The sequence below is a fragment of the Sutterella sp. KLE1602 genome (genome assembly GCF_001578585.1).
Lineage (GTDB): Bacteria > Pseudomonadota > Gammaproteobacteria > Burkholderiales > Burkholderiaceae_F > Sutterella > Sutterella wadsworthensis_A.
Genome location: NZ_KQ968535.1, coordinates 1 through 25987, shown reverse-complemented (window position 1 = coordinate 25987; position 25987 = coordinate 1). Strand labels below are relative to the sequence as shown.

Here is a 25987-nt window from a genome sequence, read left to right as displayed (position 1 = left end):
TCTTCTGCCGCAACGATTGTTGGCGGAAGCGGTGGGATTCGAACCCACGAAGGGTTGCCCCTCGCTGGTTTTCAAGACCAGTGCATTCAACCACTCTGCCACACTTCCGACGTCAGACAAGTTTCGCATTCTACAGAAGTAATGAAAAAAAGTCCACAGGCATCGCTTGTTCCGGCAAAAGCGGAAAAAACGTTCTCAGCGCCCGCCTCGACGCTCCGAAGCGGGCCTGTCGGCGAGATTGGGCCTGTCCGCGGGCGCTCCGAGCAGACTCGCTTCGGACCTGAATTCGAAGCGCACGAGCGTGTCGTCGTGGGCGAGTTCGTCGCAGAAGCGGATGTCCATGCCGAGCGCGCCCGTGAAGACGAGCTCCCCGTCGAGCCAGACGAGCGGAAGGTCGGCGCGTTCGAAGGCGGGCACGCCCGCCTCGGCGAAGAGGTCCTTGAGGTACTTCGACGGACGGTTTGGCCAGAGCTTCATTCTTTCGGCGCCGCGGCGGGCGCGAACCTCGAGGGTGCCATCGCGCAGGCGCCTCGCGCTCACGCCGCACTCTCCGGGCAGGCACGGAATGACGGCCAGAGAGCCGTTCCAGCCGGGAAGCGCCAGCGTGTCGCCGCCTTCCCAGACGAGCACCGCATCGCGCGTATCCTCCGACCGTCTGGCCGAGACGTCACGGATGACGAGAAGGTCGCCCCACCTGCGCATCTCCTTGGAGCGCACCTGAAGCGCAAGCTGCGAGTCGGCGTGGCTCTGCCTCACCTGCCTGAGCCCCTCCTCAAGACGCGCTCGGTTGGGCAGCTGCATGCCTTCCTCCTGCATCCAGGTGCGCAGGCACCAGGCCTGGCGGGCGGGGATCAGCCTGAGAAGCGCGGGAATGCGCAGGGCGTGCGGATTCGCCTCGTCCCTGCACCGCGCAAGATCGTCGAGCGAAACGGAGCGGAGCACCTCGGCCGCCTCGGCCGTGAGCGAAACGGCGCGCGCCGCGCCCTGCCTGAAGCCCGGACGGATCTTGTCGAGAAGCGGCACGACCTCGCGGCGGATGCGGTTGCGCAGGTACTTCGGACTCCGGTTCGACTCGTCCTCGACGTAGCTGAGCTTCACGCTTCGGGCGTACCTGTCGATGTCGGCGCGAAGCACGCCGCTCCAGGGACGCACGAGCAGAAGCGGCGGCGCGTTTCTCGAGGCCGCAAGTCCAGGGATCACGAGCTCGCGCGTCTGCGGAAAGGCGGCGAGTCCTTCGGGCCCCGCGCCGCGCATCCACTGCATGAGGAAGGTCTCGATGCGGTCGTCCTCGTGATGCGCCGTCAGCACGACGTCATAGGCCTCCTCGCGTGCAAAGCGCGCAAGCGCCCTGTAGCGGACCTCGCGGGCCGCGGCCTCGACGCCTTCGCCTGTCTGCCTGACCGTCACGCGCACGGGCGTGAACGGAATGCGCCTTGTCTCGCACTCGGCGCGGCAGTGCGCCTCCCAGTCGTCCGCATTGGGCGAGAGGCCGTGATTGACGTAGACCGCATGCACGCGGGCGATGAGAAACTGGCGTGGACGATGAAAGAGCTTCTCGACGACGTCAAGGAGCGCCATGGAGTCGCGCCCGCCCGAAAGCGCCACGACGACGCGCACGGGATTGAGCGGCCGGAGCGAGAATTCGTCCCCCTTGACGCCGAGAAGCGTTTCGGCCGCATCGGAGAGCGCGTCGTAGACGAGCTGCGTCAGACGCTCGGCGAGCGCCTTCGAGGGGCGCGGCGCGGACTTGCGGGCTGGGGCTTTTCTGGGAGCGTCGGACATGGGCGGACTGGAGGGACTCAAAGGGCCGTGAAAAACAAAGCCGTCATTGTACTGCGGCGGGCGACACGAGCGGGAAGAAATCCAAAAAAGGCACGTCCTCCATGGAGAAACGTGCCTTTTTGAGACGGGCGGGACGGTGAGGTCCGCTTATTCGGCCTTTTCCGCTTCAGCGGCCTTCGCTTCTTCGGCGGCAGGCCTGGCCTTCACGGACTTCGCGGCCTGTGCGGCCTTCTTGGCGTACGGGCAATCGCAGGGATCGGCCTTGGCGTCGGGTTGAGCTTCAGGCGCGGCGGCGGGAGCCTCGGGCTCGGGAACCTCCTCAGCGAGGCGCTCGAAGCGGCCGTAGCCCTCGAGCCTCTCGGCGCGGCGTGCGAGCAGCGTCGGCATGTCGTGCTTCATGAGGACGCGAAGCTCGTCGACGAGAGCCTTCTTGAGGGTGGTCGCCATGAGCTTGGGATCGCGGTGGGCGCCGCCGAGCGGCTCGGAGAGCACGCGGTCGACGAGGCCGAGCTGCGAGAGGCGCGGGGCCGTCAGGGCGAGCGCTTCGGCGGCGCGCGGGGCCTGGCCGGCGTCCTTGAAGAGAATGGACGCGCAGCCCTCGGGACTGATGACCGAGTAGGTCGAGTACTGAAGCATCATCACGGTGTCGGCGACGGCGATCGCGAGCGCGCCGCCGGAGCCGCCCTCGCCAATCACGCAGGAGACGATCGGCACGTTGAGGGTGGACATCGCGTAGATGTTGTGGCCGATGGCCTCGGACTGGCCGCGCTCCTCGGCGTCGATGCCGGGATAGGCGCCCGGGGTATCGACGAAGGTGATGACGGGCAGGCCGAACTTCTCGGCGAGCTTCATGAGGCGCAGGGCCTTCCTGTAGCCCTCGGGACGGGCCATGCCGAAGTTGCGGCGGGTGCGCTCGCGCAGCGTGCGGCCCTTCTGGTTGCCGATCACGATGACGTTCATGTCGGCGAGGCGGGCGAGACCGCCCACGATCGCCTCGTCGTCCGCAAAGGCGCGGTCGCCGTGGAGCTCCTGGAAGTCCGTGAACATCATGTCGATGTAGTCGAGCGTGTACGGGCGGTTCGGATGGCGCGCGACGAGCGACATCTGCCAGGGCGTGAGGTCCGCGTAGACCTTCTTCAGAAGCTCGCGGGACTTGTTCTCCAGCTGCGCGACTTCGGCGTCGATCGAGACGGCGACGGCGCTCTCGGAGGTGTTCTCGGCAAGCTCCCTGAGCTCGTCGACCTTCTTCTCGAAGGCCTCGATGTCGTGTTCAAATTCAAGAAAAACGCGTTTTGCCATGATGGTCGATATGTCCTGAAATGGGTCCGTGGAACTCAGATGCGGCGCCAGGTCGTGCCCTGCGGGCCGTCCATGAGCACGATGCCCTCGTCAAGGAGGGACTTGCGGATTTCGTCGGCGCGGGCGAAGTTCTTCGCCTTTTTGGCCTCGCGGCGTTCCTCGATCAGGGCGTTGATGCGGGCCTCGTCGGCATCGGAGGCGCCGCCCTTGAGGAAGTTCTCGGGGTCAAGCTGCAGGATGTTGAGCACGGCGCCCAGGCCCTTGAGCTGGCGCACGAGGACCGGATCGCCCGTGCGGTTGATCTCGGTGGCGAGCTCGAACATCGCGGCGATGGCGAGCGGCGTGTTGAAGTCGTCGTCCATCGCGGCCTTGAACTGGGCGGCGTACTTCTCGCTCCAGTCGACCTCGCCTTCGGCGGCCTCGCGGCCCTTGAGGGCCCCGTAGAGGCGCACGAGGGCCTTCTGGGCCTCCTCAATGAGCGCGCTCGAGAAGCTGATCGGGCTGCGGTACTGGCTGCGCAGCAGGAAGAAGCGGAGCACTTCGGCGCCGTTGCCCTCGCCGTAGGCGGCTTCGGTGTCCTTGAGGGCGTCGCGGATCGTCCAGAAGTTGCCGAGCGACTTGGACATCTTCTCCTCGTGGCCGGAGGCGTCGCGCACGCGCAGCGGACCCGAGTGCATCCAGACCTTGGCGAACGGCACGCCGGAGGCGGCCTCGCTCTGGGCGATCTCGTTCTCATGGTGCGGGAAGATGAGGTCGGGACCGCCGCCGTGGATGTCGAACGTGTCGCCGAGGATCTTGGCGCTCATGGCCGAGCACTCGATGTGCCAGCCAGGACGGCCGCAGCCCCACTTGGATTCCCACTGGGGCTCGCCCGGCTTGGCGCTCTTCCAGAGCACGAAGTCGAGCGGATCGCGCTTGCCGGCAGCCACGTCGACGCGGGCGCCCGACTGCAGGTCGTCGATCGACTTGCCGGAGAGGCGGCCGTAGTTCTCGAACTTGCGCACGGCGAAGTCGACGTCACCGTCGGAACCCTGGTAGGCGTAGCCCTTCTGCTCAAGCTTCTCGATGAGGCCGAGCATTTCGGGGATGTAGTCAGTGGCGCGGGGCTCGTGCGTGGGCGCGAGGCAGCCGAGCGCGAGCATGTCCTCCTGCATCGCGCGGCCGAACTCCTCGGTGAGCTCGGTCGTCGTGATGCCGCGCTCGGCAGCGCGGCGGATGATCTTGTCGTCGACGTCCGTGATGTTGCGCACGAAGGTCACCTTCATGCCGGAGGCCTCGAGCCAGCGGCGCACGACGTCGAAGGCCACGAAGGTGCGGCCGTGGCCGATGTGGCAGTAGTCGTAGACCGTCACGCCGCAGACGTACATGCGGACGTGGTTGGGTTCGATCGGGGTAAAGGGGGCCTGCGTGCGGCTGAGCGTCGAATAGATCGAAAGTGCCATGGGTGAGGAGTCCTTCTACTCTTATATATAGGCGTCTGCGCGCATGAAGGCGCGTGCGCAGGGGCGGGATGCGCCCCGCGCTTGCATGCGTGCGTCCTGACGGGAATCATCCGCCGTGAGGCCGCAGTGGGCTAAAATGTGGCGCAGACTGAAACATCGCTGCAGGAAGTATAGCCGCCCCGCCCCCTCGCTGCCGTCGCGAATCGAGCGCAAGCCGCTTTTTCGCGTGCGCCCTAGCCTCAAGCGGGGATGCGCGGTCATCCTTTCCGCCGACGCCCATCATCCAAGACAGAAGAGAAGATACACATGCGACGCCTCATTACCGCCGCGCTCCTCGCGCTCGCCCTCGGCTCCGCCCAGGCCGCCACCCAGATGGAGCAGCTCGCCAAGCAGATGCACCCGAGCGAATTCCCGGCCCAGATCGAAAAGCTTCTCAACAGCGGCAAGGCCGCCCAGGCGCTCGAGCTCGCCGACCTCGGCATCCGCAAGAACGAACGCAGCCCGCAGCTGCGCTTCATGAGGGCCGTGGCGCTCGAAAATCTCACCAGATCCGAAGAGGCCGTGCGCGAGCTCAAGCAGCTCATCATCGACTATCCCGAAATCCCCGAGCCCTACAACAACCTCGCCGTGATCGAGGCGGGTCTCGGCAACCTCGAGGAAGCCGTCGCGCACCTCAAGCAGGCCCTGCGCATCAACCCCGACTTCGCGCTTGCGCGCAAGAACCTCGGCGACGTGTATCTCGCGCTCGCCCGCGAGGCCTATGAGCAGGCCGTCGTGAAGCTTCCGAACAACCACGTCCTCGAGCGCCGCCTCAACACGCTCAAGAGCCTCGAGACCGCCCGCTGAGCCGGGCTGCGTGCAACCCAAAACCAAGACAGGCAAAAAATATTATGAAAATCCGCTCCCGCATCCTTCTTCCGCTCGCGCCCGCCCTTCTGGGCCTTCCCGGCGCCGTCCTCGCCGCCTCGCCCGCCCGCTACCCGCGCGTCGAGATCGTCACCGACATGGGCACGATCGTCGTGCAGCTCGCCCCGTCGCGCGCGCCCCGCACGGTCGAGAACTTCCTGCGCTACGTCCGCGAGGGCCACTACGCGGGCACGGTCTTTCACCGCGTGATCCAGGGCTTCATGATCCAGGGCGGCGGCTTCACCGCCGAGATGCAGCAGAAGCCCGTGCATGATCCGATTCCGCTCGAGGCCCGCGGCGGCCTGCCCAACGACAGGTACACGATCGCCATGGCCCGCACCTCCTACCCGCACTCCGCGACCGCGCAGTTCTTCATCAACGTTGCGGACAACGGCTTCCTCAACGCCTCCCAGGCCGCCGACGGCCAGGGCTACTGCGTCTTCGGCCGCGTCGTCAAGGGCCAGGACGTGGTCGACAAAATCGCCGAGGTCCGCACGGGCGTCAAGGCCGGCATGCGCGACGTGCCCGTCAAGCCCGTGACGATCGTCTCCGCGCGCGTGCTCTGAGACACGGAGAACGGGCCTCTCGCACAACCCTGCTTTGTGCGACAATACCCCATTGCCCGTCGCCCCGCGGGGCGGCGGATGTTTGAATGAATTACGTTTTTAGACTGACAAGACAATGATTCGCTTTACGACCAACAAGGGCGTGATCGACATCGAGCTCGATCACGAACACGCTCCCAAGAGTTCCGCCAACTTCGAACAGTACGTCCGCGACGGCTTCTATGATGGCACGATCTTCCATCGCGTCATCAAGGGCTTCATGATCCAGGGCGGCGGCTTCGAACGAGGCATGAAGGAGAAGGCCACCCGCGCCCCGATCGAAAACGAAGCCGCCAACGGTCTCAAGAACAACAAGTACACCATCGCCATGGCCCGTACGTCCGACCCGCACTCCGCGTCGTCCCAGTTCTTCATCAACGTCGCCGACAACGACTTTCTGAACCACACGGCTCCGAACCCGCAGGGCTGGGGCTACGCCGTCTTCGGCAAGGTCACGGCCGGCCAGAACGTCGTCGATGAAATCGCCCGCGTCCCCACCTCCACGCGCGGCTTCTACGGTGACGTGCCGGTTGATGACATTGTGATCGAAAAGGCCGAAATCCTCTGATAGAGCCCGCTCAACACGAGCCCCTGGGGCGCCGAGATGACACGTCCGGCGCCCTTCCGTTCATTTAGACTGGACAAATCCGCCATGGCAGACAAAAAGGTTCCGGCCCTCTGCGGCCTCAAGAGCGTGCCCGAGCTCACCAATCCCGTCATCATCTCCGACGTGCATCTTGCGGCCAACAAGCCCAAGACCATCATGGCGTTCCTGCGCTTCATGAAGAACGTCGCGCCGCGCTTTGCCGAGCTCGTCATTCTGGGCGACCTCTTCGACTACTGGCTCGGCGACGACGCCACGCCCGAAGCCGACCCGATCATCGCAGAACTCAAGCTCTACTCCTCGACCGGCCGCCGCGTGCTCATCATGCAGGGCTCCCACGACGCCCTTCTGGGCGCCGACTTCGCCGAGGCCTGCGGTGCCGAGCTCATCGCCGACCAGATCGTCATTCCCGTCAACGGCAATCCGATCCTCTTCGCCTACGGCGACCAGTGGTGCGTCCGCGACCAGGTCCGCCAGGCCCGCCGCGCCGTGCTGCGCGACCCGATCTGGCAGGAAAACCTCCTCGCCCAGCCCGCCCACGAGCGCGCCGCCGTCATCGACGAGGCCCTGAGGAAGTGCGCCACCGAAAACGAGGCTCCGAAGAACCCGCGCGACTTCGACGTCATTGAAAGCGCCGTCGCCGAATCGGCCCGCGCCGCAGGCGTCGAGCTCGTCATCCACGGCCACACCCACCACCCCGGCGCCCACGTCAACGCCGTCATCGAGCGCTGGGTGCTCCCCGACTGGGAGTTCGACCTCACCGAAACGAGCTGCAGGAGCGGCTACATCACCTTCATGCAGGGCGGCCGCCCGCAGATCCAGATGATGTAACCCTTCTCAAACCGCGCCCGGCAGGCATGCCGGGCGCATTTTCCTCCTGAGAACAACATGTCCGACAAACTTCTCGAGTCCCAGGCCGCCGTCTTCAAGGCACTCGGCCACCCGAGCCGGTTGCTGATGGTCAAGGCCCTCGCAGGCGGCGAGCGATGCGTCTGCGAACTCCGGACCCTCGTCGGCGCCGACATGTCAACCGTCTCCAAACACCTGACCGTCCTCAAGAACGCCGGCGTCGTCGAGGCGGATCGACGCGGCAACAACATCTACTACAGGCTCGTCCTCACATGCCTTTCCGGCGTCTTCACATGTCTGGACGCCGACAGCCGATGCCCGGGAGTCCAAAGGCCGGGCAAGTGCAGCTGCTCCTGAAACCTCCTTCCCACATCAATCTCGTGGTAAACTATTTGGCGGATTAGCCAAATAGCTCAACAGTAGCCGGCCGTTCAGGCCGGCTTTTGACGACCCGCCATTTGGCCAAACAGCCAAATAGGTCTCAACCATGACATCCATCATCTTCAGAGAGGGCGACAAGCCTCATGCTCAAAAGCTTCGGTACGGAGCCGCCGCTGCGGCGGTGCTCCTTTCGTGGTTTGCTCTCTACCGCTGGGCGGAACCTGCCTCAAGCTTGATCGTCTTCGAGCTTCTGGGCCTCTCGCCCGCTTCCAGAACCGGCGCGGCGCTGCAGTTCTTTCTTTATGACAGCACGAAGATTCTGCTTCTGCTCGTGCTGATGATCTATCTGATCTCGCTTCTACGAGCAGGGCTCAATCCGGACCGCGTCCGTGCAATCCTCGCGGGCCGCTCGCGCCTGCCCGGCTACGGCCTCGGAGCGCTCTTCGGCGCCATCACTCCCTTCTGCTCGTGCTCGAGCGTGCCGCTCTTCATTGGCTTCACCGCCGGCGGAATTCCGTTCGGGATCACCATGGCCTTTCTGATCACCTCTCCCGTCATCAACGAGGTGGCCGTCGTCCTGCTCTGGGAACTGCTCGGCTGGAAGCTGACGCTTCTCTACGTCGCAACGGGGCTTCTGATCGGCATTCTCGGCGGTCTGTTCGTTGACGCCATCCATGCCGGACGGTGGCTGCAGCCCTTCCTCCTTCAGTCCTTCGATGCGGATGCCTCCGGCCAGGCCGTCCACGGGAACCCGAGTCTCGGCCTGCAGGCAAGGCACGCCTTTGCGCTGTCGGAAACCCGCGACATTCTGCGCAGAGTTGCCAAATGGGTCTTCATCGGCGTTGGCGCAGCAGCTTTCATCCACGGCTGGGTTCCCGAAGGCTGGCTGCTCGAGCACTTCTCCTCCGACCGCCTCTGGAGCGTGCCCGCCGCCGTTCTGGTCGGCCTTCCCCTCTACACAAATGTCACGGGCATCGTGCCCGTCATGGAAAACCTCCTTCTGAAGGGGCTTCCCCTCGGCACCACGCTCGCCTTCTGCATCTCTGGCGTCGCCGCCAGTCTGCCTGAGCTCATCATGCTCAGGCAGGTGATGACCGATCGGCTCATCGCCGTTTTCCTCGGATTCCTGCTTGTCGCGATCACGGCGGCAGGCTGGCTTCTCAACCTTCTCGCGCCCATGCTCAAATAAGAAGCCGGCGCTCAAACTTCACAAAAGGACAAAAACATGCACATCAGGATTCTGGGAACTGGCTGCAGCCGATGCACCCGCCTTGAACAGCTCGTGAGGGAGCGCGCCGCAGAGCTCCGCCCCGAGGCCATCATCGAAAAAGTCACCGACGTCATGCAGATGCTTCGCCTCGGCGTCATGAGCACGCCTTCGATCCTCATCGACGACAAGCCCGTGGCAGTCGGCCGCGTCCCCTCCCGCGAGGAGATCGATGAATGGCTGCGGCAGGAATGAAGATGCCCGCCGTCCTCTTCTGCTGCACTCACAACAGATGCCGAAGCCGCATGGCCGAAGCCGTCGCCCGACATCTTCTTCCCGGCTGGACATTCATGTCGGCGGGATCCGCACCCGCAGGCGGCATCGATCCCGGTGCAGAGGCCGCGCTGCGCGAGTCGGGACTCGAAGCATCAGGCCCCGCACGACGCGTGCAGGACCTCGACCTTTCGGCATTTGATCTCATCGTCACGCTCTGCGCTCAGGAGGAAAGCTGCCTGTGGCTTCCGCCCGCTCTCTCGAGGCGTGTTCTGCACGTTCCCTTCGAAGATCCGTCCCGTCTCGGCGCCGACACGCCGCAAAGCGTCCGCAACGAGGCCTTCAGGCATCTCATGATCGAACTCGGCGCCTTCTGCCTCACGCTTCCCGACACGCTCGAGAAGATTCATGCGGCAGAGGATATGCGTCGTTCGTGAAAAAATCCGAACGTCCGTTCGTTTTGCCGTAAAATGTCGCATGTTCTCAAACAAGCCCGATCGTCCGACAACCCCGCGGGACGAGCGGAACGACACAAGCACAAACGGAGAGACCCCTTGAGCAACCTCGAATGCAAGCACCGCCTCTACAAGAAGGTCGGCCTGATCGGCAAGGCCTTCAGCCATGAAGTCAGGCTCGAGCTCATCGAGCTCCTCTCCCAGTGTCCGCAGACCGTCGAAAAGCTGTCCGAGATGCTCGACGAGGACTACAAGAGCATCAGCGCGCACCTGCGCGTCCTCTATCGCGCGGGGCTCGTGACCTGCACCCGCAACGGCCGCTTCCAGCGCTACGGACTTGCGAGCCCCAAGGTGGCGGCGCTTGCCGTCATGATCCGAGAGACGGCAGAGCAGAGCATCGCCGAACTTTCCAGTCTCGAGGCCGAAAGCGGCATTCCCAACGCCTCGCTCGGCATCGAGGACGCCGTTCACTACGCCTCCGAAGGCAAGCTCATCCTGCTCGACGTCCGCCCCGAGGAGGAATTTGCGGCGGGACACCTTCCCCACGCCGTCAACATGCCCATCGAAACGCTCGGCAAGCGCGTGCACGAGCTGCCCCGAGGCATGGCGCTCGCCGCCTACTGCCGCGGTCCCTACTGCTTCCTCGCGCACGAGGCGGCAGCCATTCTCGAAGCTTCGGGCCGACGCCTGCAGGTGATCCCCTCGGGCGTCATGGAGTGGTCGAGCAGGGGCGCCGAACTCGAGTCCGCGAGCCCCGAGGAATCCCAGGAAACGCCGCCGCGACGCGGCATCAGAACGAAGGCCTGAGGCCGACGGATCCCTGACGAAGGACAAAATGACGAAAGCCCGCCGCTTGAACAAAGACGGCGGGCTTTTCCTTTGGGAGAGCGTGAACTTCAGAGTTCGCTCATCGCGTGCCTGAGCCTCAGTCCCGCGAGCACGGCGTCATAGTGCGCGTACATCGCGTTCATGTCGCTCGAGAGCCTGAGCGTTTCCGCATCGAGCACCTCGGTGTGGGAGACGAGCCCGTGGCGGTAGCGCTCGCGCACGGCGCGCAGGTTCTCGTCGGCCTGCGCAAGGGCGCTCTGCGCGACACCAAGGCGTTCGTCCGCCTCGTTCACGTTGAGCAGGCACTGCCGGACGGCAAGTTCGACGAGCGAGCCCGCCTCGGCCTTCTGATGCTCGAGCGCGGCGCGCTTTTTGCCGATCTCGGTGACGTTCGCGGCGCGCACGCCGCCGTCGAGGATGTTCCACTTCATCGTGACGCCGACCATCCAGCCGCGGTCGCGGGCGAGGTACGGATCGTCCTGTCTCATCCAGCCGCCGGCCAGAGCCACCTGCGGGAGATAGGCGCCCTTTTCGGCCTTCGCCTGCGCGGCGAGCGCCGCGTCGGCGTGCCTGATGCCCTCGATGGCGGCGTTCTTTCTGACGGCGCGCTCGACGAGCGTAGCCTCGCCGCCCTGAAGGACCTCGGGGAGCGCAGGCTCCTCAAGGCGGGCCTCGGCGTCGAGCGGCCTGCCGATCTCGCGGTTGTAGGCGGACTTCGCGAGGCTGAGCGCGTTTCTTGCGCGGATCACGTCCTGACGAGCGTTCTTCACCCAGACCTCGGCCGCCAGACGGTCGGTCTTGACGACGAAGCCCTTTTTGAAGAGCTTCTCGACGTCGGCGGCGTGGGCCTGGAGCGTGCGCTCGTGAAGCTCGGCGAGTTCAAGCGCGCGCTGCGCCTGCAGGACGTTCACGTAGCGCTCGGCCACCTTCATCTTCACGTCCTGTTCGGCCCCCCTGAGCTCGCTCCCCGCACGGGTCTTCAGGGCCTTGGCGGCCTCGACGCCCGAGACGATGCGCCCGCCCGCAAAGACGGGAAGCGTCGCGACGGCGCCGTAGCCGTAGGTGCGGTCCTTCGCAAGCGGCATGGACATGCCCATGAAGCGCATCTGAGGCGCCTCCTCGAGCCTGAGGTAGTTCGCCTGCAGGTCCACGCTCGGCAGGTGCTTGCGCTCGGCGGCGCTCACAGCCGCATCGGCCGCCTCCTCGGTCGCGCGGGCGGCTTCGAGCACCCGGCTTCCCGAGAGCGCGGCGTTCCACGCGTCGTCGAGCGTCTCGGCCGCGAGCGGGCCCGCGGCCAGCGTCCCGGCCAGAAGGACGCCGATCAGCTTCTTCACATCACTCGTCATGCCTTCACCTCCGTGGCGGCCGCCTTCGTTCCGTCTTCGTCCGCATGGAACGGGAAGGCCTTGTAATACTGATAGAGCAGGATCGGAACCACGAACACCGTGCAGCACGCGCTCACGAGCGTGCCGAAGATGAGCGAGATCGCCAGTCCGCGGAAGACCGCGTCGGTGAGCATGATCAGGCTGCCGCACACGACGCACAGCGACGTGAGCAGGATCGGACGCATGCGCACGCTGCCCGCCTTGAGCACGGCTTCCTTGAGCGGCATGCCGAGCCTGAGGTTGTCGATCACGAAGTCGATGAGCAGGAACGAGTTTCTCACCACGATGCCCGCCAGCGCCGTAAAGCCGATGAGGGACGTGGCCGAGAACTGCTCGCCCAGGAGCCAGTGGCCGGGGAAGACGCCGATCACGCCCATGAAGACCGCAGAGAGGGCAATCACGGGGAGAAGGAACGACTTGTAGTAGGCCACGAGCATCAGGTAGATGCCGCCCACCGCGAAGGAGAGCGCAATGACGAGGTCCCTGTAGGAGTTGAGCATCATGCGGATCTCGCCTTCCCAGAGCAGCTCGACGCGCGACTGCGTGAGGTCGGGGCGAACCTCGGAGACGCCGAGGTTCGACGTCGCGAGCGTTCCGCCCGCCGGCAGCGCCATGCCCTCGAGCCTGTTGTTGAGGTCGATCACGGCATAGGTGGCCGTCGTCCAGCCGAGCTCGCCGCCGATGCGCGTCATGGGCACGCCGTCCTTGTGGCGGATCGTCTGCTCGGCGGCGCCCGTCTCCGTGGTCACCAGGGAGGAGAGCGCCACGCGTGCGCCGCCCGCGCCCGGCACCGTCACGCCCGAGAGGAGCGACGGATCGAACTGGGCCTCGTCGGGAATGAAGAGCCTCACGGGCACCGGCTCGCGCTCGCCGCCGACGTGCGCGTATCCGCTCACGTCGCCCGAGACGAGCTTGCGCAGGAGCCCCGCCGCTTCGGCCGCATTCACGCCCGAGAGCGCGGCCTTCTCGCGGTCGATCGCCAGACGACGCTCGACGACGTCGGCCTCGGCGTTCCTCACGATCTCGACCATGTCGTAGGTCTTGCGGAACTCGGCTTCGATACTGTCGGAGATGACCCTGAGCTCCTTGGGATCACGCCCGTAGACCTCGGTGAGGACCGTGGCGACGAGCGGAGGTCCCGGAGGATCCTCGACCACCTGGATCGTGCTGCCGGGCCATGCGGCCGCGACGGGCCTGAGCGCCTCGCGCAGCTCGCTCGCGATCTCGATCGTCGAGCGTCGGCCCGTGTCCTTGTTCGTGAAGTTCACGCGCACGGCGCCGATGTTCGAGCCCTTTTCGCCCGCGCCCTTGAGGAGCGAGTTGAAGTCGTCGATGCCGCCTTCGCCCGTCCAGCTCTGGTAGTTGACGACCTCGGGAATGCGGGAGACGACGGCCGCGACGTCGCGGACCGCGCGGTCGGTCACCTCAAGCGCCGTTCCCTCCTTCATCTTCACCGTGACGTTGAAGGTGTTCTTGTTGTCCTTGGGGAGGAACCCCATCTGCACGCCGAAGGCCGACGGTTCGCCCGCGGGCCCCTCGGGCCTGATGAACTGCCACGCGGGCAGCACGCACGAGGCCGCGAAGCTTGCCGCGAGCGCGAGCATCAGCACGAGCTCGCGCACGGGATAGCCGATCACGCGTCCCGCGACCGCGTCGTAGACGCGCGCGATGAGGATGGGCTCCTCCTTCGGGGGCTCGCCGCCCTTTTCATGGCTCATCGGAATCCAGTGCCTGCACATCCAGGGCACGACGCTGTAGGCGATGAAGAGCGAGGCGAAGATCGCCACGGGAACCGTGACGCCCACGGGATGGAAGTACTGCTTGGGCATGCCCGTGAGCGTGGGCACGAGCGAGTAGAAGACGAGCATCACCGTGAAGGTGGCCATCATCGTGGGGCTGCCGATCTCGTCGGCCGCGCGCACGACCTGCACGGGCTTGGACTCCTTCGAGCCAAGGCCGAAATGACGCACCACGTTCTCCACGACCACGATCGCGTCGTCGACGAGAAGGCCGAGCGCGATGATGAGCGCGTAGAGGCTCAGGCGGTTGATCGTGAGTCCGTCGATCTTCGTGATCGTGAGCGTGATGGCGAGAATGAGCGGAATCGAGAGCCCGACGATGAGCGCGGGCCTGCGGCCGAGGAAGAGCCAGGTCACGGCCACGACCGAGACGAGCGCGATGCCGAGATGCTCGAGGAGGAGGTTCACGGCGTCGTTCGCGCGCTCGCCGTCGTTTCGCGTCACGACGACATGCACGCCCTCGGGCACCGTGGCCTTCATGCGCTCGACGCGCTCGATGACCTGGTCGGCCACCTCGACGGCGTTCGTGTTCTTTTTCTTCGCCACGGCGAGCGTGACGGCGTTCATCTCGCGTCCGCCCGTGAGCACGTAGTTGTCGGCGTCGCTTCGCCCGTAGGCAAAGCGCGTCGTCATCGTGCGCCGCGCGGCGGGCCCGTCCGTGATCTCGGCCACGTCGCCGAGCCTCAGGGTGCGGCCCGAGAAGACGCCGATCGGCAGGCTGCGCAGCTCGTCGACGCCTTCGATGCCGTTGGCGAGCCTCACCTTCTGCTCAAGGCCGTTTTCAACCACGCTGCCGAGCGGGGCCGCCACGTTCGAGGCGGCGACCGCCATGCGCACGGAGTCGAGCGTCGCCCCGAAGCTCTGAAGCCTTTCGGGATCGATCGCGACCGTGAACTCGCGGCTGCGGCCGCCTTCCACCGTCGTCGTCGAGACGTCGGCCATGCTGAGGAGCTCGTCGCGCATCGCATTGGCGATGCGTCTGAGCGCAAAGTCGTCGTACTTCTCGCTCGCAAGCGTGACCGTCACCGCCGCCACGTCGTCCGCGTCGGCGCTCACGATCATCGGCACGGACGCCGCCGCAGGCAGCAGGTGCCGTCCGCTGTAGACGCGGTCGTAGAGCTTGTTGAGCGACGCCTCCTTCTCCTCGCCCACCTTGAAGCGGACGGTGAGGCGCGCGACCGAGTCGGACGCCGCGCCTTCGGTATGGTCGACGCCCGGAATCTGGTTGACGATCGCCTCAAGGGGCTTGAGCACGGTCTGCTCGACCTCGGAGGGCATGGCGCCCGGCAGCACCACCTGAACGAGGGCGCCGGGCATCGTGATCTGCGGATTCTCCTCGCGGGGCGTGGAGAGCACCGCCCAGAGGCCGCAGATGAGACAGCCGAGAATGACGATCGAGGTGAGCTTGGAGTCGACGAAGAACTCCGAGAGCTTCCCCGTGATGTGTCCTGCTACGCGCATGAGCGCCTCCCGCTAGTTCTGACGATCGGCGATCCTGACGGGCGAGCCCTCGTTGAGGGTCGCCCTGGGCGAATCGACCACGACCTCGCCGCCCTCGAGGCCCGCAAGCACCGTGACGAAGTCGCCGCGACGCTCGCCGAGCCTGAGCCAGCGGAACTTCGCCTCGCCGTCCCTGACGACGAAGACGCCTTCAAGGCCTGCGCGCTTCGTGAGGGCCGAAGCCGCCACGCGCACTTCGGACGTGCCCGCAAGCTCGAAGACGGCCGTGCCGAAGGTGCCGGGCATCACGTCCGCCGCATCCCCGCTGAAGGCAATCTTCACGAGACAGGTGCGCGTGAGTTGGTCGGCGGAGTGCACGACGCGCTCGACTGCGCCCGCAAGCGGCGCCCTGCCCTTGAGCTCGATCCTGACGGCCATGCCTTCCCTGACGCCGGGCGCGAACGATTCGGGCACGTAGGTCTCGAAGACGGGCGCGCCCGCGCTCTCCATCATGACGATGGGGGCGCCCGGCGTCACGAGGTCGCCCTCGCGCTTGACGAGCATCACCACCGTGCCGTCGAAGGGCGCGCGCACGTCGGCGTACTCGAGCTGCACGCGGGCTGCGTCGAGCTGCGCCTCGGCAGCCCTGAGCCTCGAGGCCGCGGCCTCGTGGTTGAGCCTCACCTTGCGCCACTCGTTGTCGGAGACGACGCCGTCCTCGTGAAGCGAACGGAACTTGCGCATGTCGACCGCCGCATCGCGCTCGGCGGCTCGGGCGGCCGCAAGCGACGCCTCGGCCGCCTCGATCCCCGCCCTGACGTCCGTGACGTCGAGCCTGGCGACGGAGTCACCCTTCGAGACGCGCGCGCCTTCACGGGCGGGCAGCGCCCTCAGATAGGCCGTGACGCGGGAGGCGATCGCCACGCGTTCGCGCGCGGCGGCCGTGCCGCTTGTCGTATAGGCGCCGGACACGTTGCTCTGCAGCGCCGCGGGAACGACCGTCTCGACCGCGCCCTGTGCGGGCGCCGCAGGCTCCGGAGCCTCCTTGCAGCCCGAGAGCGCCAGAAGCGCGGCGAAGAAGCCCGCCGCAAGGCCCGTTTTCAGAAATCTCATGACGCCTCCCGTCACCTGGGACTGACATGCACCTCAAGCAGTCCCGCCACGTATTCGATCATCTCCGCCTCTTCGTAGAGGCCGGGACCCGCCCCGGGAATCCGCTCGATGAGCATGCGGCCCTCGTAGGGCATGAAGCACAGCGAGCAGAGCGAGAGCACCCAGCGCCTGCGGTCGCCCGTCACGCCGAGCTCGGCCGCGAAGCCCATCATCAGGTCGAAGAAGCGCTTGAGGGGCTTCGTCGCGAAGATGAGCGCATTCTCGCGGTCCGTGTCGATGAGCACGCGCTGAAAGAGAATGCAGCCGTCGTTGTTGGAGGAAAAGCGCCCGATGATGCGGGCGATGACGCGGCGCAGCCTCTCGGGAGGCGTGCCGTCCTGAATGCGCACCACCTCCTCGATGCTGTCCGTCACCTGCTTGATCGCATGGTCGACCGCATGCCTGTAGAGGTCGATCTTGTCGGAAAAATGGTAGTAGATCGCCGCCTGCGTGAAGCCGACCTCAAGCGCAACCTCGCGCATCGAAACGCCTGCATACCCGTTGCGGGCGAAAAGCCTCAGCGCGACTTCAAGCACGGTGGCGCGGGCGTCGGCCCCTCTCTGTTTTCTGGGATCCCTTGTGGTGGTCATCTTCGTTCCCTTTTCTGCTGCTGTTGTTGTCGAACGCACTTACTGATCGTTCAGTAAGTATCCTTGTTTTCAGTATACGTCAGCTGCGGCAGAAGAAAAACCGGCTTCAGGGAAAACGAAAACCCCTCCGACGGCACTGCGGCGGAGGGGTTTTCAAATGGAATGTCCGGATGCTTATTCCGAACGCCTCTTCGAAAGGCGAAGGGCGTCGGCGGCCGAGAGGAAGGCGATGACGGCTCCCCAGATCATGACGACGGGCGCGGTGGTCTCGGCGCAGGGCGCGTTCTCGACGGCGCACGGGCCGATGACGAAGGCGGCGGCTAGCGTGATGACGATGCCGAGCAGCATGTTCATGAGCTGGATGCCCGCCGCAAGGCCTGCGGACGAGAACTGCAGCATGACGCCCGCAAGGGCGCTCGCGAAGCCAAGGACGGCCGTCATGCGCACGAGGTAGAAGCACGGCGCGGCGGCGTCCTTGTGAAACGGCAGGACGAACATGACGGCGATCGTGAGGCCGAGGCCCACGAGCATCATCAGAAAGCCGGAGAGAAAGGCGGGACGCTTCATGTTGAATAAGACTCCAGGAAATTCGGTGCGGGATGCGGGAAGGCGAATTCTACCCGTCCCGCCCCCTCGGCTCAAGCCCTCGATCACCCCTTGCTGCCGGGGATACCGGGCGGGCGCGGGCGGCCCGTGCGGTGCATGTCACCGTCCTGCATCAGGTGGACCGCATCGTTGAGGGTGCCCGTGTGCACCGTGGCGGGGAGGCTTCTCTCAAGCTGCGGCGACTCGTCGGCCTGCTCCTCGCCGCGCCTCTCGACCACCTCGCGGGCCACGCGACCGTTGCCGCCCGACTCGTAGATGCTGACGGTCTCGGGGCCCATGTCGGCGATGACGGAGACGTCCTTCATCTGGGAGGGGATCGTCATCGTGAACTTCACGCCCCGCGAGCCGTTGCGTGCAACCGTGATGTTGCCCGCATGGCGCTCGGCGATGTTGGCGACGATCGAGAGCCCGAGGCCCATGCCGGCCTCGCCCTTGCTTGTCTGCAGCGGCTTGAAGAAGCGCGAGAGCTGCTCGTCCGAGATGTAGGGACCGTTGTCGCCCACCGTCAGGATCCAGGTGTGCTCGTCGCTCGGATAGAGGCAGACCTCGATCTTCGGATCGGGAATGCCCGAAATGGCGTCGGCGGCGTTCTTGAGGAGGTTGAGCACCACGAGCTCGATCTCCCAGCCGTCGACCTCGGCCATGCTGTGCGGATGCATGCGCACCGTCAGCTCGGCGTCGGTCGTGCGCGAGCGCCTGAAGGTCTGGATGGCGTTCTCGATGATGATCGAGAGGTCGGAGACCTTGCGCGGCGGATAGTCGTGCTTGGCGTAGGAGCGCACGCGCTCGACGATCTTGCTCGCGCGTTCGGCCTGCAGGACGATCTCCCTCAGGGCGAGCTCAAGCTTCTCGCGCTCGACGTCGCCGCGCCCGAGGCGCCTCAGAAGGCCGTTGCCGTAGTTGGTGATGGCGCCCAGAGGCTGCTTGAGCTCGTGCGCGATGATGGTCGACATCTGGCCCACGATGCCCGTGCGCTCGAGGTTCGCGATGTGCTGCCTCGACTGCGCGGCCTCGGCCTCGATGCGGTCTCGCTGTCCCAGGGCGTCGCGAAGCGCCCTCGTGCGGCGGCGCACCAGGATCGAGAGCGTCGTCGTGTACGTGAGCACGAGGAAGATCACGAGCATGATGAGCGCGATGATCTCGGCGTGCTCCCTCACGAAGCGCTGGAAGCTCCAGCCCGCAAGGTCGCTGTAGGGACCGATCTTGAGCGTGTAGAAGAGATCGAAGACGGGACGGTTCGTCACGGGCAGCGCCCATTCGGCCCCGTACTTGATGCTCGACATGCCGAGCAGCACGGCGGTCATCGCCTTCTTGAGCGTCGGATCGATGTCGTTGACGGCCGCAAAGACACGCCCGGGATAGACCTCGGTCGAGTGGACGCAGGAGAGACCGTCCTTCTTCTTGGGATTGAGAACCTCGATCTCGTCCATCGGAAAGGACGGATCAAGCGCGAGCTGCTCGAGCGCGCAGGCGGGCAGAAGCCCCACGCGCTCCCTGCCCGCAAGCACGTATTCGACGAGGTCGCGCTGCGAGTTGTTCGTGAAGGTCGTCCTCGAGAGCAGGTCCTCGTAACCGATGCGGCGGCGCTTGACGAGCTCGCCCGCGCCGACGAGCCAGGCCGACATCGACTTCGGGGTCATGGCGGCGAGCTCGTGCGTGGCGACGTAGGTGAGCGGATCGTGCACTGCGGAGCCGTCGGCGGGCTTTTTGCGGAAGAAGGTCGAGGCCATCGCCTCGCTCGGACTGTCGCCCGTGCCGGGCCACATGACGGCGATCTGCTCGACGCCGCCCATGGCCTGCTCGAGGGCGTAGAAGGACTGGTCCGCGATGAAGAAGTCGACGCCTCCCGTGCGGATCGACTGCGACAGGTCGCGGTCGTTCAGATAATAGATGTTCACGTTCTGCGAGCCGAACATGACGCGGATGAACTCCTTCGTCGCGTTGATCATCTCGGCGTCAGGCTCTGATCCAGGCTCGTTGTGGACCGCGATGCGCATCGGACGCTGGAAGTTCAGCTGTCCCACGGCCTCGGGACGCTCGAGGCCGTCGTCGGGCACTCTGCCGCCGTCGCGGCTGATGATGGGCGAGCGGTCGCGTTGGTGCGGATTGATGATCGCGAGCACGTCCCCCGAGGGCGTGCCCGTGCTCGTGCCCATGCCGAGGTAGGATGCGCTGACGGCGCCCCCGAAGGCGCACGACGCGATCCCGAGGGCCGCGGCGCCTGCAAGAGACGCCCTGATGATGTGGCTAAGCATAGGTGGGTTTGTGTCGGCGGCAGGCGGGCGTGGCCGTGCGCACTGCAGCCGGGTGAGGCAAAATGTTCGTACTAAAAACTGTCCTAATTGTGCCACCTGCCGACCGAATCATGTCCGAAAAAGCACTGAAGCCTGCGCTGACCGACGTCGGGCTACGATATAACACCAAGCTCGCGGACGTGCTCCCGCCAGACCTCGCCGAGCCGCTCAGGACCTTCGGCATTGAGACGGCCGAGGACCTCTACGAGTGCGCCGCCAACGCGGGCGCCTCGTGGTTCCGCCCCGTCACGGGCATCGACGCCTCGACGGCCACGGCCCTCATGACCTGGCTTCACAGGAACGGCAGGGACGTGGGCGAAGTGACCGAACGCTTTTTCCTGCCGGGCTGCGCGCCCTCGCCCGAATCGCGCTCCGTCGCGACCCAGGCCTCCGACGAAGGCATCGTGCCCATGGAGCGCCTCGTCGTGCCCGAAGGCCTGCGCGGAGACCGGGGCCTCAACAGGGCGCCCGCCATGGCCTGTTCGCTTGACGCCGAGGACGACCTCTCGGCCATCCGCGTCTGGCTTCAGGCACGCGCCTCCAATCCCAACACGCAGGCGAGCTACAGGAAGGAGGCCGAGCGCTACCTTCTCTGGTGCCTGCTTGAGCGCCGCACGGCGCTCTCCTCCGTGAGGGCGGGCGACGCGGCGCTCTTCCTGCGCTGGCTCGAGGGACTCGGCCGCACCGACGAGAAGGCATGGGCGCAGCAGTGGCGCATCCCCCAGAGCCGTTGGATCGGTCCCAAGAACATGCCCCGCACCTCGCCCGCCTGGCGCCCCTTCAACGGCCCGCTCTCCGCAACGAGTCGAAGAAACGCCGTCGTGGTCGTGCGTCAGCTGCACAACTTTCTCAAGAACACCGGCTATCTCATCTTCAGCCCCTTCGACCAGGTGAGTCCCAAGGTCCCGCTCCTCAAGGGCGAAGGAGCCCCGCAGGCCTTTGCGGACCGCTCGCTCACCGACGAGCAGTGGGCCGAGATCGTCTCCCGCATCGACGATCTCCCCGAAGGATGGCCACGCGAGCGCATGAAGCTCATTCTGATGATGGGCAAGAGCCTCGGCATGCGCGCCTCAGAAATGCTCGACGCGCGCACGGGCTGGATCGTCGAGAGGCGCGTGGGCTTCAAGGTCCGCGCCGCCATCGAGATCGTCGGCAAGGGCGCCAAGGTAAGGCGCCTGCCACTCAACGACGAGCAGCGCACGATCATCGACGACGCGCTCAGGGCCCGCGGCATTGCGGGCGTCGCGGGGTCCGATCCCGAAACGCCGCTTCTCGTCAACCTCGGCCGCGGCAGGAACGCACACGGCCCCATGACCCGAAGCGGACTCTACGTCGTGCTCACGAAGTTCCTCGAGGAAGTCGCGCTCGACGTCGCCTCCGAGCGTCCGATGGACGCCGCCAAGCTCCGCGCCTCGTCCACCCACTGGCTCAGGCACACCTTCGCCGTCAACGCCCTGACCGAAATGAGCGTCAACGTCGTGCAGGCCGCCATGGGACACGCCTCCGTGGCCACGACGGGCCGATACCTCTCGCCCGAAGAAGAGGCGATGAGCGAGGCGATGGAGAAGATGAAGGCGCTTTGATTCCGGGAAGGAAGGACGCCCGCAGAAGATAACACAGCCCCATCTTCCTTCACGGAAGGCGGGGCCGATTCTTCCGGCCTTAAGAATTAGACCTTGGGTAATCCGACGACGAGGTTCGGCTTCGTCAGAGCGGGATCGGGAAGCCCGGTGGACGCCGCGTTCGCACCGTATCTGGCGCGAAGTTCGTCAATGGGACCGAACGCGATCGCCCTTTGCGGGCAGGATTCAACGCAGATAGGCAGATGTCCCTTTTCAACCAGATGCTTCACATGAAACGTATAGACACCCCAACCCAGAACCGTCAGCATCAAAGCGCCGAACCACCCCCTCCACTTCATCCAGAAGGCCATCATCGGATTGTCCCGAAGATGAGCATATGGTCCGCGCTTGAGCGTCCTGTACAAATCCTTGACCTGACCAAAATCCGTGACCAGCGACCATTTCCCGAACGACGAGGCGGGCATCGACAGCACAGCGGTGCTCACCGCCTTGGCCGTCTCCCCACTCACATGTGCCGCAATGCCGAAGATGGTGCCCGGATAAAGCATCCCGGTCCTGGAACAGCGTTCGTCAAATTTTGGAGATCGCCGACTACTCGAAAGTGTTCTGCAGGGAATCCCTGTTGAGCCAGCTTTTCCAGTTCACACCTGGCGACGACAGCCGCATCTCCCCCGCCCGCCTCCAGACGTTCCAGCGGGGTCGGAGCTATGTAGCTGTTGAAGGTCGTTCGGCTAAGGAAGGCAACCGCGTCAAGTCCTGTTCGTTCGAGCTGCCCCTCAAAAATCATCCAAGTGCCGAAACTATCCTGAGCATCGGACAGAATATGAAGATTCTTCAAGTCCTCAAGATCGTGAACAGAAGACTTTTTTCGGTCTAACGACGGCCATGCCACTGACATATGCGGGGTCGGTTGCATCGGCAGACCTGTACGCAGCCAGTTGTTCGGCTAGTCCCTGAGATTGAAGGTCGGCAAAGATGCCGGCCTCGGCGATGAAGGCATGGACATTTTGAAGGCGCACTGCCTCATGAAGTTCTGCGGGAGACATGCATTTGATTCCAATGCGTGCATTGGGCAGCGTGGTCCGCAAATAAGTGAGCGTCGGCTGAAGGGTTTCGATGACAAAGCTCGACGGCAACGTGGACTGGACGGCAACCGAAAGATAAACGGAGTACTCTGGATCGCGCCCCCAGCTCGAAGAATCTGCGGCGACAGAAGCCGACACAGCAAACCATCAGGCACGCCGCCGCAAGGAGACGATTCATCTACGCCGACCTGACCGAAGCCGACTTCATGACGATACGCTCAGACCTGGCCACCGAGCGCCCTGACGTAGACGAGCAGCACGCCCTCCCAGACCTGGCGGGGTGCGAGCGGATGCTCGGCCGAGCGGCGCATTTCGGCGACGGCGGCATTGAGCGAGAGAAGGTTCTTCATCGTCGCATCGGCGGCGATCTTCTCGAGCACGTCCTTCTCGCGGATGAAGAAGTGCGGATCGGCGCCCGACTTCACGCGCAGCAGGTCGTAACACCAGCGGGAAAGATGGAGCGCAACTGCGGGAATACCCATCGAAGCCGAGTAGCCGCGAACGATGCTGTCAGGCGTGAGGCTGCGGCCGCGGGCGAGCAGGTCCCTGAGCGTGGCGGAGGCCTTCGCGTCGAGCGTCAAGCCCGTGATGTCCTTCACGGCGTTGAGCGGCGCGCCGCCCGCCATGGCGAGCGCGACCTCGGGATCGCCCTTGAGGCGCTTCTGGGCCGAGAGCCATGCAAGCGCGTCCTCCTTCGACGGAACGCCCACGCGCAGCAGGCGCGACCTCGAGCGGATCGTCGGGAGCACAGCGTCGATGTCGTCGGCCGCAAGAATGAAGACGCACTCCTCGGGCGGCTCCTCCATCGACTTGAGTAGCGAGGCGGCGGCCTCGGCGCGCACCATGTCGGCGGGATAGACGAGCACGCAGCGGCGTCCTCCGCGGCTCGGCGCCATCGTGAGGAAGTCCGTGAGGGCGCGGAACTGATGAATGCGGATTTCGCGCGAAAGCTTCTTCGAGGACGAGGAGGTTTCGGGCGGGGTGTACGGCAGGTCGAGCGCGTTTGCGAGGAATTCGCTCACGACGATGCGGCAGTCGGGATGGCCGTTGGCGTGCATCATGCGGCAGCCCGGGCACTTGCCGCATGGCGAGCCGTCGGCCTTCGGGCTTTCGCACAGAAGGCGCTCGGCGAACCAGCGGGCGAGCTCGAACGTGCCCACGCCGGGCATGCCGTGGATGAGGATCGCGTTGGGAAGCCTTTCGCGCATCGCGTCAAGGCGTGCGGCGGCCTCCTCGAGCCAGGGGTACTGCGTCAGAGCCATTTGGCGAACTCCTTCTCAAGCTGCGCGGCGATCGTCTCGGGCGCCTCCTCGGCATTGACCCTGACGAAGCGCTTCGGATCACGGGCAGCGCGGTCCAGATAGGCGTTGCGCACGCGGGCGAAGAAGTCCGCGCTCTCGCGTTCGAACCTGTCGCCTTCGCCCGCACGGATCGTGCGGCGGCGCGCAGCCACCTCGGGCGCCAGATCAAAGAGCACCGTCACGTCGGGCGCAAAGCCCGCGAGCGTCCAGGCCTCGAGCGCCTCGACGTCCTCGCCCTTCATGCCCTTGCCGCCCGTCTGATAGGCGTAGGTGGCGTCGGTGAAGCGGTCGGAGAGAACCCAGGCGCCGCGCTCAAGCGCAGGCTTGATCACCTTCTCGGCATGCTCGCAGCGGGCGGCGAAGAAGAGCAGCGTCTCCGTGCGCGGCGTCATCTCGTCCGTAAGGAGCAGGCCGCGGATCTTCTCCCCGAGCGGCGTGCCGCCGGGTTCTCGCGTGCGCACGACCTCATGCCCCGCGGCCCTGATGAGGCGCTCGAGCCCGTCGATCTGCGTGGTCTTGCCCGCCCCGTCAATGCCTTCAAAGGAAATAAAGCGTCCTGTCGCCATCTGTGAAACTCCGAACTGAAACTCTCGGGGCCGCGCTCGGACGACCCGCTACGGCATTGTAGCGGATCGGCCCGCGCCGCCACGAAGACGCACATTCAAACAAACGCTCACGACTCGGCGGGCTCCACAGGCCGTGAACCGGCATCCGCCCGCGCTAAAATGTGCCGCACTTCATCCTTCGGAGGCACAAGCCGCCCGAAGGTCCCGAACACTCAACCCAGGACTTCCCGTCGTGACGCAAGAAGAGAAGAAGAACACCGAAGCCGCCGCACCCGAAGCGCAGGAGCCCGCAGAGCAGAACGCAGGCACGATGGCGGCGACCGCCCTGCCCCGGAATCAGAATGAGGCTCAGGATAAGGCTCAGCCCGAAGCGAAGGCTGAAGGCGCGCCCGACGAAAAACCGGAAGAAAAGGCGGGCGAAAAGCCGGCTGAAAAGCCCCGTCGCCGCCGTCGTCCGCTCACGCTCGTCGCGGGCGGCATGCTCGTCGTGCTCTGCGCGGCCATGGGGCTTCGCTGGGAGGCCGACCAGCGCGTCTTCGAGCGTGCGGTCGAGTCCGCCACGCCCGACACCGCCGTGCGCATCACGGTCGAGACGGGCGACTCCGCGCGCCGCGTAATGGAGCGCCTGCGGGAGGCGGGCCTTCAGGTGAAGGACTTCGACATGCGTCTGGCCGCACGCCTCGTGAAGGACCACAAGCTCTCGAGCATCCACACGGGCACTTATGAGTTCAAGCCCGACCTCACGCCCGCAGGCATTCTCGAAACGCTCGCCAGGGGACCGATCGTCGACCAGTCGCTCAGGATTCCCGACGGCGCGCCCGTCTGGGAGGTACTCGCCATCTTCAGGAACGCGACCGCGCTCAAGCAGACGGCCGCCTCGATGCCCGAGGCCGAGCTGCGCCGTGCGCTCGGCATCGACGCGGGCTCGCTCGAGGGATGGTTTGCGCCCGACACCTACCACTACACGTCGGGGAGCGCCGACCTTGCCGTCATGAAGCAGGCCGTCGCCAAGCAGAAGGCCCTTCTGGCCAAGGCCTGGGAGTCCCGCTCCGAGGCCGCCAGGGTGAAGACGCCCTATGAGGCGCTCACGCTCGCCTCCATCATCGAGAAGGAGACGGGCCTTGCCACTGATCGCCACCTCGTGAGCTCGGTCTTCAACAACCGCCTGAGCATCGGCATGCCGCTGCAGACCGACCCGACCGTCATCTACGGCCTCGGCGAGAAGTTCAGCGGCAACATCACCCGCAAGGATCTGCAGACGCCGACCCCTTACAATACGTACGTCATTCCGGCGCTTCCGCCCACGCCGATCGCCGCGCCCACCTGGGCCTCGATCGAGGCTGCGGTCAATCCCGCCAACACCAGGTTCCTCTACTTCGTCTCGAAGGGCGACGGCTCGAGCCATTTCTCGCAGAGCCTCGCCGAACACAACCGCGCCGTCAGGCAGTTCATCCTGAACCGCCCGAAGACGCAGAAGAAGGCCAAGCCCAAGGAACCGCAACCTACGAAGGAAACAGCACGGTCAATAACCCCTGTCTGAAGACAGAGGCTTGAA

Annotated in this window: 23 protein-coding genes, 1 tRNA gene and 1 pseudogene; 12 read left to right on the top strand and 13 right to left on the bottom strand. The window is 65.4% G+C overall.

From position 1 onward, the window contains the following. Positions 1 to 20 precede the first annotated feature (20 nt). The 4 genes and pseudogenes from HMPREF3036_RS06180 to cysS all read right to left on the bottom strand — a co-directional run bounded on the left by HMPREF3036_RS06180 (position 21) and on the right by cysS (position 4523). A tRNA-Ser gene (locus tag HMPREF3036_RS06180) sits at positions 21 to 108 on the bottom strand. A gap of 87 nt (positions 109 to 195) precedes the next feature. Next, positions 196 to 1782, bottom strand: coding sequence for a tRNA lysidine(34) synthetase TilS (gene tilS, locus HMPREF3036_RS06175; protein ID WP_062332555.1), 1587 nt, complete (start codon positions 1780 to 1782; stop codon positions 196 to 198). 324 nt (positions 1783 to 2106) lie between these two features. Beyond that, a pseudogene (locus HMPREF3036_RS06170) lies at positions 2107 to 3081 on the bottom strand (acetyl-CoA carboxylase carboxyltransferase subunit alpha); the annotation flags it as partial. A gap of 35 nt (positions 3082 to 3116) precedes the next feature. Next, complete coding sequence (cysS, locus tag HMPREF3036_RS06165; protein WP_062332552.1) at positions 3117 to 4523, bottom strand: cysteine--tRNA ligase; 1407 nt, start codon at positions 4521 to 4523, stop codon at positions 3117 to 3119. 306 nt (positions 4524 to 4829) lie between these two features. On the opposite strand from cysS, the gene HMPREF3036_RS06160 reads away from it, so the two are divergent. The 9 genes from HMPREF3036_RS06160 (at position 4830) to HMPREF3036_RS06120 (ending at position 10610) form a co-directional block, all read left to right on the top strand. Then, positions 4830 to 5369 (top strand): tetratricopeptide repeat protein, encoded by a 540-nt coding sequence (locus tag HMPREF3036_RS06160; RefSeq protein WP_062332549.1) that lies wholly within the window; start codon positions 4830 to 4832, stop codon positions 5367 to 5369. Positions 5370 to 5413: 44 nt separating this feature from the next. After that, positions 5414 to 5995: a peptidylprolyl isomerase gene (locus tag HMPREF3036_RS06155; RefSeq protein WP_062332546.1), complete on the top strand. Its 582-nt coding sequence runs from the start codon at positions 5414 to 5416 to the stop codon at positions 5993 to 5995. A gap of 115 nt (positions 5996 to 6110) precedes the next feature. Continuing rightward, positions 6111 to 6602, top strand: a complete 492-nt coding sequence (locus HMPREF3036_RS06150; RefSeq protein ID WP_062332544.1) for a peptidylprolyl isomerase — start codon at positions 6111 to 6113, stop codon at positions 6600 to 6602. Positions 6603 to 6686: 84 nt separating this feature from the next. Further along, complete coding sequence (locus tag HMPREF3036_RS06145; protein ID WP_005436418.1) at positions 6687 to 7469, top strand: UDP-2,3-diacylglucosamine diphosphatase; 783 nt, start codon at positions 6687 to 6689, stop codon at positions 7467 to 7469. Positions 7470 to 7526: 57 nt separating this feature from the next. Continuing rightward, positions 7527 to 7844, top strand: a complete 318-nt coding sequence (locus HMPREF3036_RS06140) for an ArsR/SmtB family transcription factor (RefSeq protein ID WP_005436420.1) — start codon at positions 7527 to 7529, stop codon at positions 7842 to 7844. A 130-nt stretch (positions 7845 to 7974) separates the two neighbouring features. After that, on the top strand, positions 7975 to 9057 hold the full coding sequence (locus tag HMPREF3036_RS06135; protein ID WP_005436422.1) for a permease: 1083 nt from the start codon (positions 7975 to 7977) through the stop codon (positions 9055 to 9057). Between the two features lie 36 nt (positions 9058 to 9093). Next, entirely contained in the window at positions 9094 to 9330 is a 237-nt protein-coding gene (locus HMPREF3036_RS06130) for a thioredoxin family protein (protein ID WP_005436424.1), read from the top strand. Further along, positions 9312 to 9785, top strand: coding sequence for an arsenate-mycothiol transferase ArsC (locus tag HMPREF3036_RS06125; protein ID WP_005436426.1), 474 nt, complete (start codon positions 9312 to 9314; stop codon positions 9783 to 9785). The genes HMPREF3036_RS06130 and HMPREF3036_RS06125 overlap by 19 nt, the downstream gene beginning before the upstream one ends. A gap of 117 nt (positions 9786 to 9902) precedes the next feature. Beyond that, positions 9903 to 10610 (top strand): ArsR/SmtB family transcription factor, encoded by a 708-nt coding sequence (locus tag HMPREF3036_RS06120; RefSeq protein WP_005436427.1) that lies wholly within the window; start codon positions 9903 to 9905, stop codon positions 10608 to 10610. 89 nt (positions 10611 to 10699) lie between these two features. Here HMPREF3036_RS06120 and HMPREF3036_RS06115 read toward each other — a convergent pair whose 3' ends face one another. The 6 genes from HMPREF3036_RS06115 to HMPREF3036_RS06090 form a co-directional block, all read right to left on the bottom strand. Next, entirely contained in the window at positions 10700 to 11977 is a 1278-nt protein-coding gene (locus HMPREF3036_RS06115; protein ID WP_062332541.1) for a TolC family protein, read from the bottom strand. After that, positions 11974 to 15276: an efflux RND transporter permease subunit gene (locus HMPREF3036_RS06110; RefSeq protein WP_005436431.1), complete on the bottom strand. Its 3303-nt coding sequence runs from the start codon at positions 15274 to 15276 to the stop codon at positions 11974 to 11976. The genes HMPREF3036_RS06115 and HMPREF3036_RS06110 overlap by 4 nt, the downstream gene beginning before the upstream one ends. 12 nt (positions 15277 to 15288) lie before the next feature. Beyond that, a complete protein-coding gene (locus HMPREF3036_RS06105) occupies positions 15289 to 16368 on the bottom strand; it encodes an efflux RND transporter periplasmic adaptor subunit (protein ID WP_005436433.1) in 1080 nt (359 codons plus the stop codon). 11 nt (positions 16369 to 16379) lie between these two features. Then, positions 16380 to 16997, bottom strand: coding sequence for a TetR/AcrR family transcriptional regulator (locus HMPREF3036_RS06100; protein ID WP_005436435.1), 618 nt, complete (start codon positions 16995 to 16997; stop codon positions 16380 to 16382). A 174-nt stretch (positions 16998 to 17171) separates the two neighbouring features. Continuing rightward, positions 17172 to 17564 carry a DUF4418 family protein gene (locus tag HMPREF3036_RS06095; RefSeq protein ID WP_005436436.1) on the bottom strand — a complete coding sequence of 131 codons (393 nt, stop codon included), beginning with the start codon at positions 17562 to 17564 and terminating at the stop codon, positions 17172 to 17174. Positions 17565 to 17647: 83 nt separating this feature from the next. Next, complete coding sequence (locus HMPREF3036_RS06090) at positions 17648 to 19858, bottom strand: ATP-binding protein (RefSeq protein WP_062332538.1); 2211 nt, start codon at positions 19856 to 19858, stop codon at positions 17648 to 17650. A gap of 110 nt (positions 19859 to 19968) precedes the next feature. On the opposite strand from HMPREF3036_RS06090, the gene HMPREF3036_RS06085 reads away from it, so the two are divergent. Further along, positions 19969 to 21480, top strand: a complete 1512-nt coding sequence (locus HMPREF3036_RS06085) for a tyrosine-type recombinase/integrase (RefSeq protein WP_062332535.1) — start codon at positions 19969 to 19971, stop codon at positions 21478 to 21480. Between the two features lie 86 nt (positions 21481 to 21566). On the opposite strand, the gene HMPREF3036_RS12110 is transcribed toward HMPREF3036_RS06085, so the two are convergent. Further along, positions 21567 to 22028 (bottom strand): hypothetical protein, encoded by a 462-nt coding sequence (locus HMPREF3036_RS12110; protein ID WP_062332533.1) that lies wholly within the window; start codon positions 22026 to 22028, stop codon positions 21567 to 21569. A gap of 74 nt (positions 22029 to 22102) precedes the next feature. Here HMPREF3036_RS12110 and HMPREF3036_RS06075 point away from each other — a divergent pair, with 74 nt between their 5' ends. Continuing rightward, positions 22103 to 22357, top strand: coding sequence for a hypothetical protein (locus HMPREF3036_RS06075; protein ID WP_156469757.1), 255 nt, complete (start codon positions 22103 to 22105; stop codon positions 22355 to 22357). A 426-nt stretch (positions 22358 to 22783) separates the two neighbouring features. Here HMPREF3036_RS06075 and HMPREF3036_RS06070 read toward each other — a convergent pair whose 3' ends face one another. Both HMPREF3036_RS06070 and tmk read right to left on the bottom strand, forming a co-directional pair. Next, positions 22784 to 23827, bottom strand: a complete 1044-nt coding sequence (locus HMPREF3036_RS06070) for a DNA polymerase III subunit delta (RefSeq protein ID WP_062332528.1) — start codon at positions 23825 to 23827, stop codon at positions 22784 to 22786. Beyond that, on the bottom strand, positions 23818 to 24432 hold the full coding sequence (gene tmk / locus HMPREF3036_RS06065) for a dTMP kinase (protein WP_005436444.1): 615 nt from the start codon (positions 24430 to 24432) through the stop codon (positions 23818 to 23820). Before tmk ends, HMPREF3036_RS06070 begins: the two co-directional genes overlap by 10 nt. A 232-nt stretch (positions 24433 to 24664) precedes the next feature. Between tmk and mltG the strand changes: the two genes are divergently transcribed. Next, entirely contained in the window at positions 24665 to 25972 is a 1308-nt protein-coding gene (gene mltG, locus HMPREF3036_RS06060; RefSeq protein ID WP_062332525.1) for an endolytic transglycosylase MltG, read from the top strand. Positions 25973 to 25987: the final 15 nt, after the last annotated feature.

Coding starts and splice junctions, on each gene's coding strand:
- HMPREF3036_RS06090 (WP_062332538.1), bottom strand. CDS start 19,858: ATGCTTAGCCACATCATCAGGGCGTCTCTTGCAGGCGCCGCGGCCCTC.
- HMPREF3036_RS06125 (WP_005436426.1), top strand. CDS start 9,312: ATGGCTGCGGCAGGAATGAAGATGCCCGCCGTCCTCTTCTGCTGCACT.
- HMPREF3036_RS06100 (WP_005436435.1), bottom strand. CDS start 16,997: ATGACCACCACAAGGGATCCCAGAAAACAGAGAGGGGCCGACGCCCGC.
- HMPREF3036_RS06140 (WP_005436420.1), top strand. CDS start 7,527: ATGTCCGACAAACTTCTCGAGTCCCAGGCCGCCGTCTTCAAGGCACTC.
- HMPREF3036_RS06145 (WP_005436418.1), top strand. CDS start 6,687: ATGGCAGACAAAAAGGTTCCGGCCCTCTGCGGCCTCAAGAGCGTGCCC.
- HMPREF3036_RS06095 (WP_005436436.1), bottom strand. CDS start 17,564: ATGAAGCGTCCCGCCTTTCTCTCCGGCTTTCTGATGATGCTCGTGGGC.
- tmk (WP_005436444.1), bottom strand. CDS start 24,432: ATGGCGACAGGACGCTTTATTTCCTTTGAAGGCATTGACGGGGCGGGC.
- HMPREF3036_RS06115 (WP_062332541.1), bottom strand. CDS start 11,977: ATGACGAGTGATGTGAAGAAGCTGATCGGCGTCCTTCTGGCCGGGACG.
- HMPREF3036_RS06150 (WP_062332544.1), top strand. CDS start 6,111: ATGATTCGCTTTACGACCAACAAGGGCGTGATCGACATCGAGCTCGAT.
- tilS (WP_062332555.1), bottom strand. CDS start 1,782: ATGTCCGACGCTCCCAGAAAAGCCCCAGCCCGCAAGTCCGCGCCGCGC.
- HMPREF3036_RS06160 (WP_062332549.1), top strand. CDS start 4,830: ATGCGACGCCTCATTACCGCCGCGCTCCTCGCGCTCGCCCTCGGCTCC.
- cysS (WP_062332552.1), bottom strand. CDS start 4,523: ATGGCACTTTCGATCTATTCGACGCTCAGCCGCACGCAGGCCCCCTTT.
- HMPREF3036_RS06110 (WP_005436431.1), bottom strand. CDS start 15,276: ATGCGCGTAGCAGGACACATCACGGGGAAGCTCTCGGAGTTCTTCGTC.
- HMPREF3036_RS06135 (WP_005436422.1), top strand. CDS start 7,975: ATGACATCCATCATCTTCAGAGAGGGCGACAAGCCTCATGCTCAAAAG.
- HMPREF3036_RS06070 (WP_062332528.1), bottom strand. CDS start 23,827: ATGGCTCTGACGCAGTACCCCTGGCTCGAGGAGGCCGCCGCACGCCTT.
- HMPREF3036_RS06155 (WP_062332546.1), top strand. CDS start 5,414: ATGAAAATCCGCTCCCGCATCCTTCTTCCGCTCGCGCCCGCCCTTCTG.
- HMPREF3036_RS06105 (WP_005436433.1), bottom strand. CDS start 16,368: ATGAGATTTCTGAAAACGGGCCTTGCGGCGGGCTTCTTCGCCGCGCTT.
- HMPREF3036_RS06085 (WP_062332535.1), top strand. CDS start 19,969: ATGTCCGAAAAAGCACTGAAGCCTGCGCTGACCGACGTCGGGCTACGA.
- HMPREF3036_RS12110 (WP_062332533.1), bottom strand. CDS start 22,028: ATGCTTTATCCGGGCACCATCTTCGGCATTGCGGCACATGTGAGTGGG.
- HMPREF3036_RS06130 (WP_005436424.1), top strand. CDS start 9,094: ATGCACATCAGGATTCTGGGAACTGGCTGCAGCCGATGCACCCGCCTT.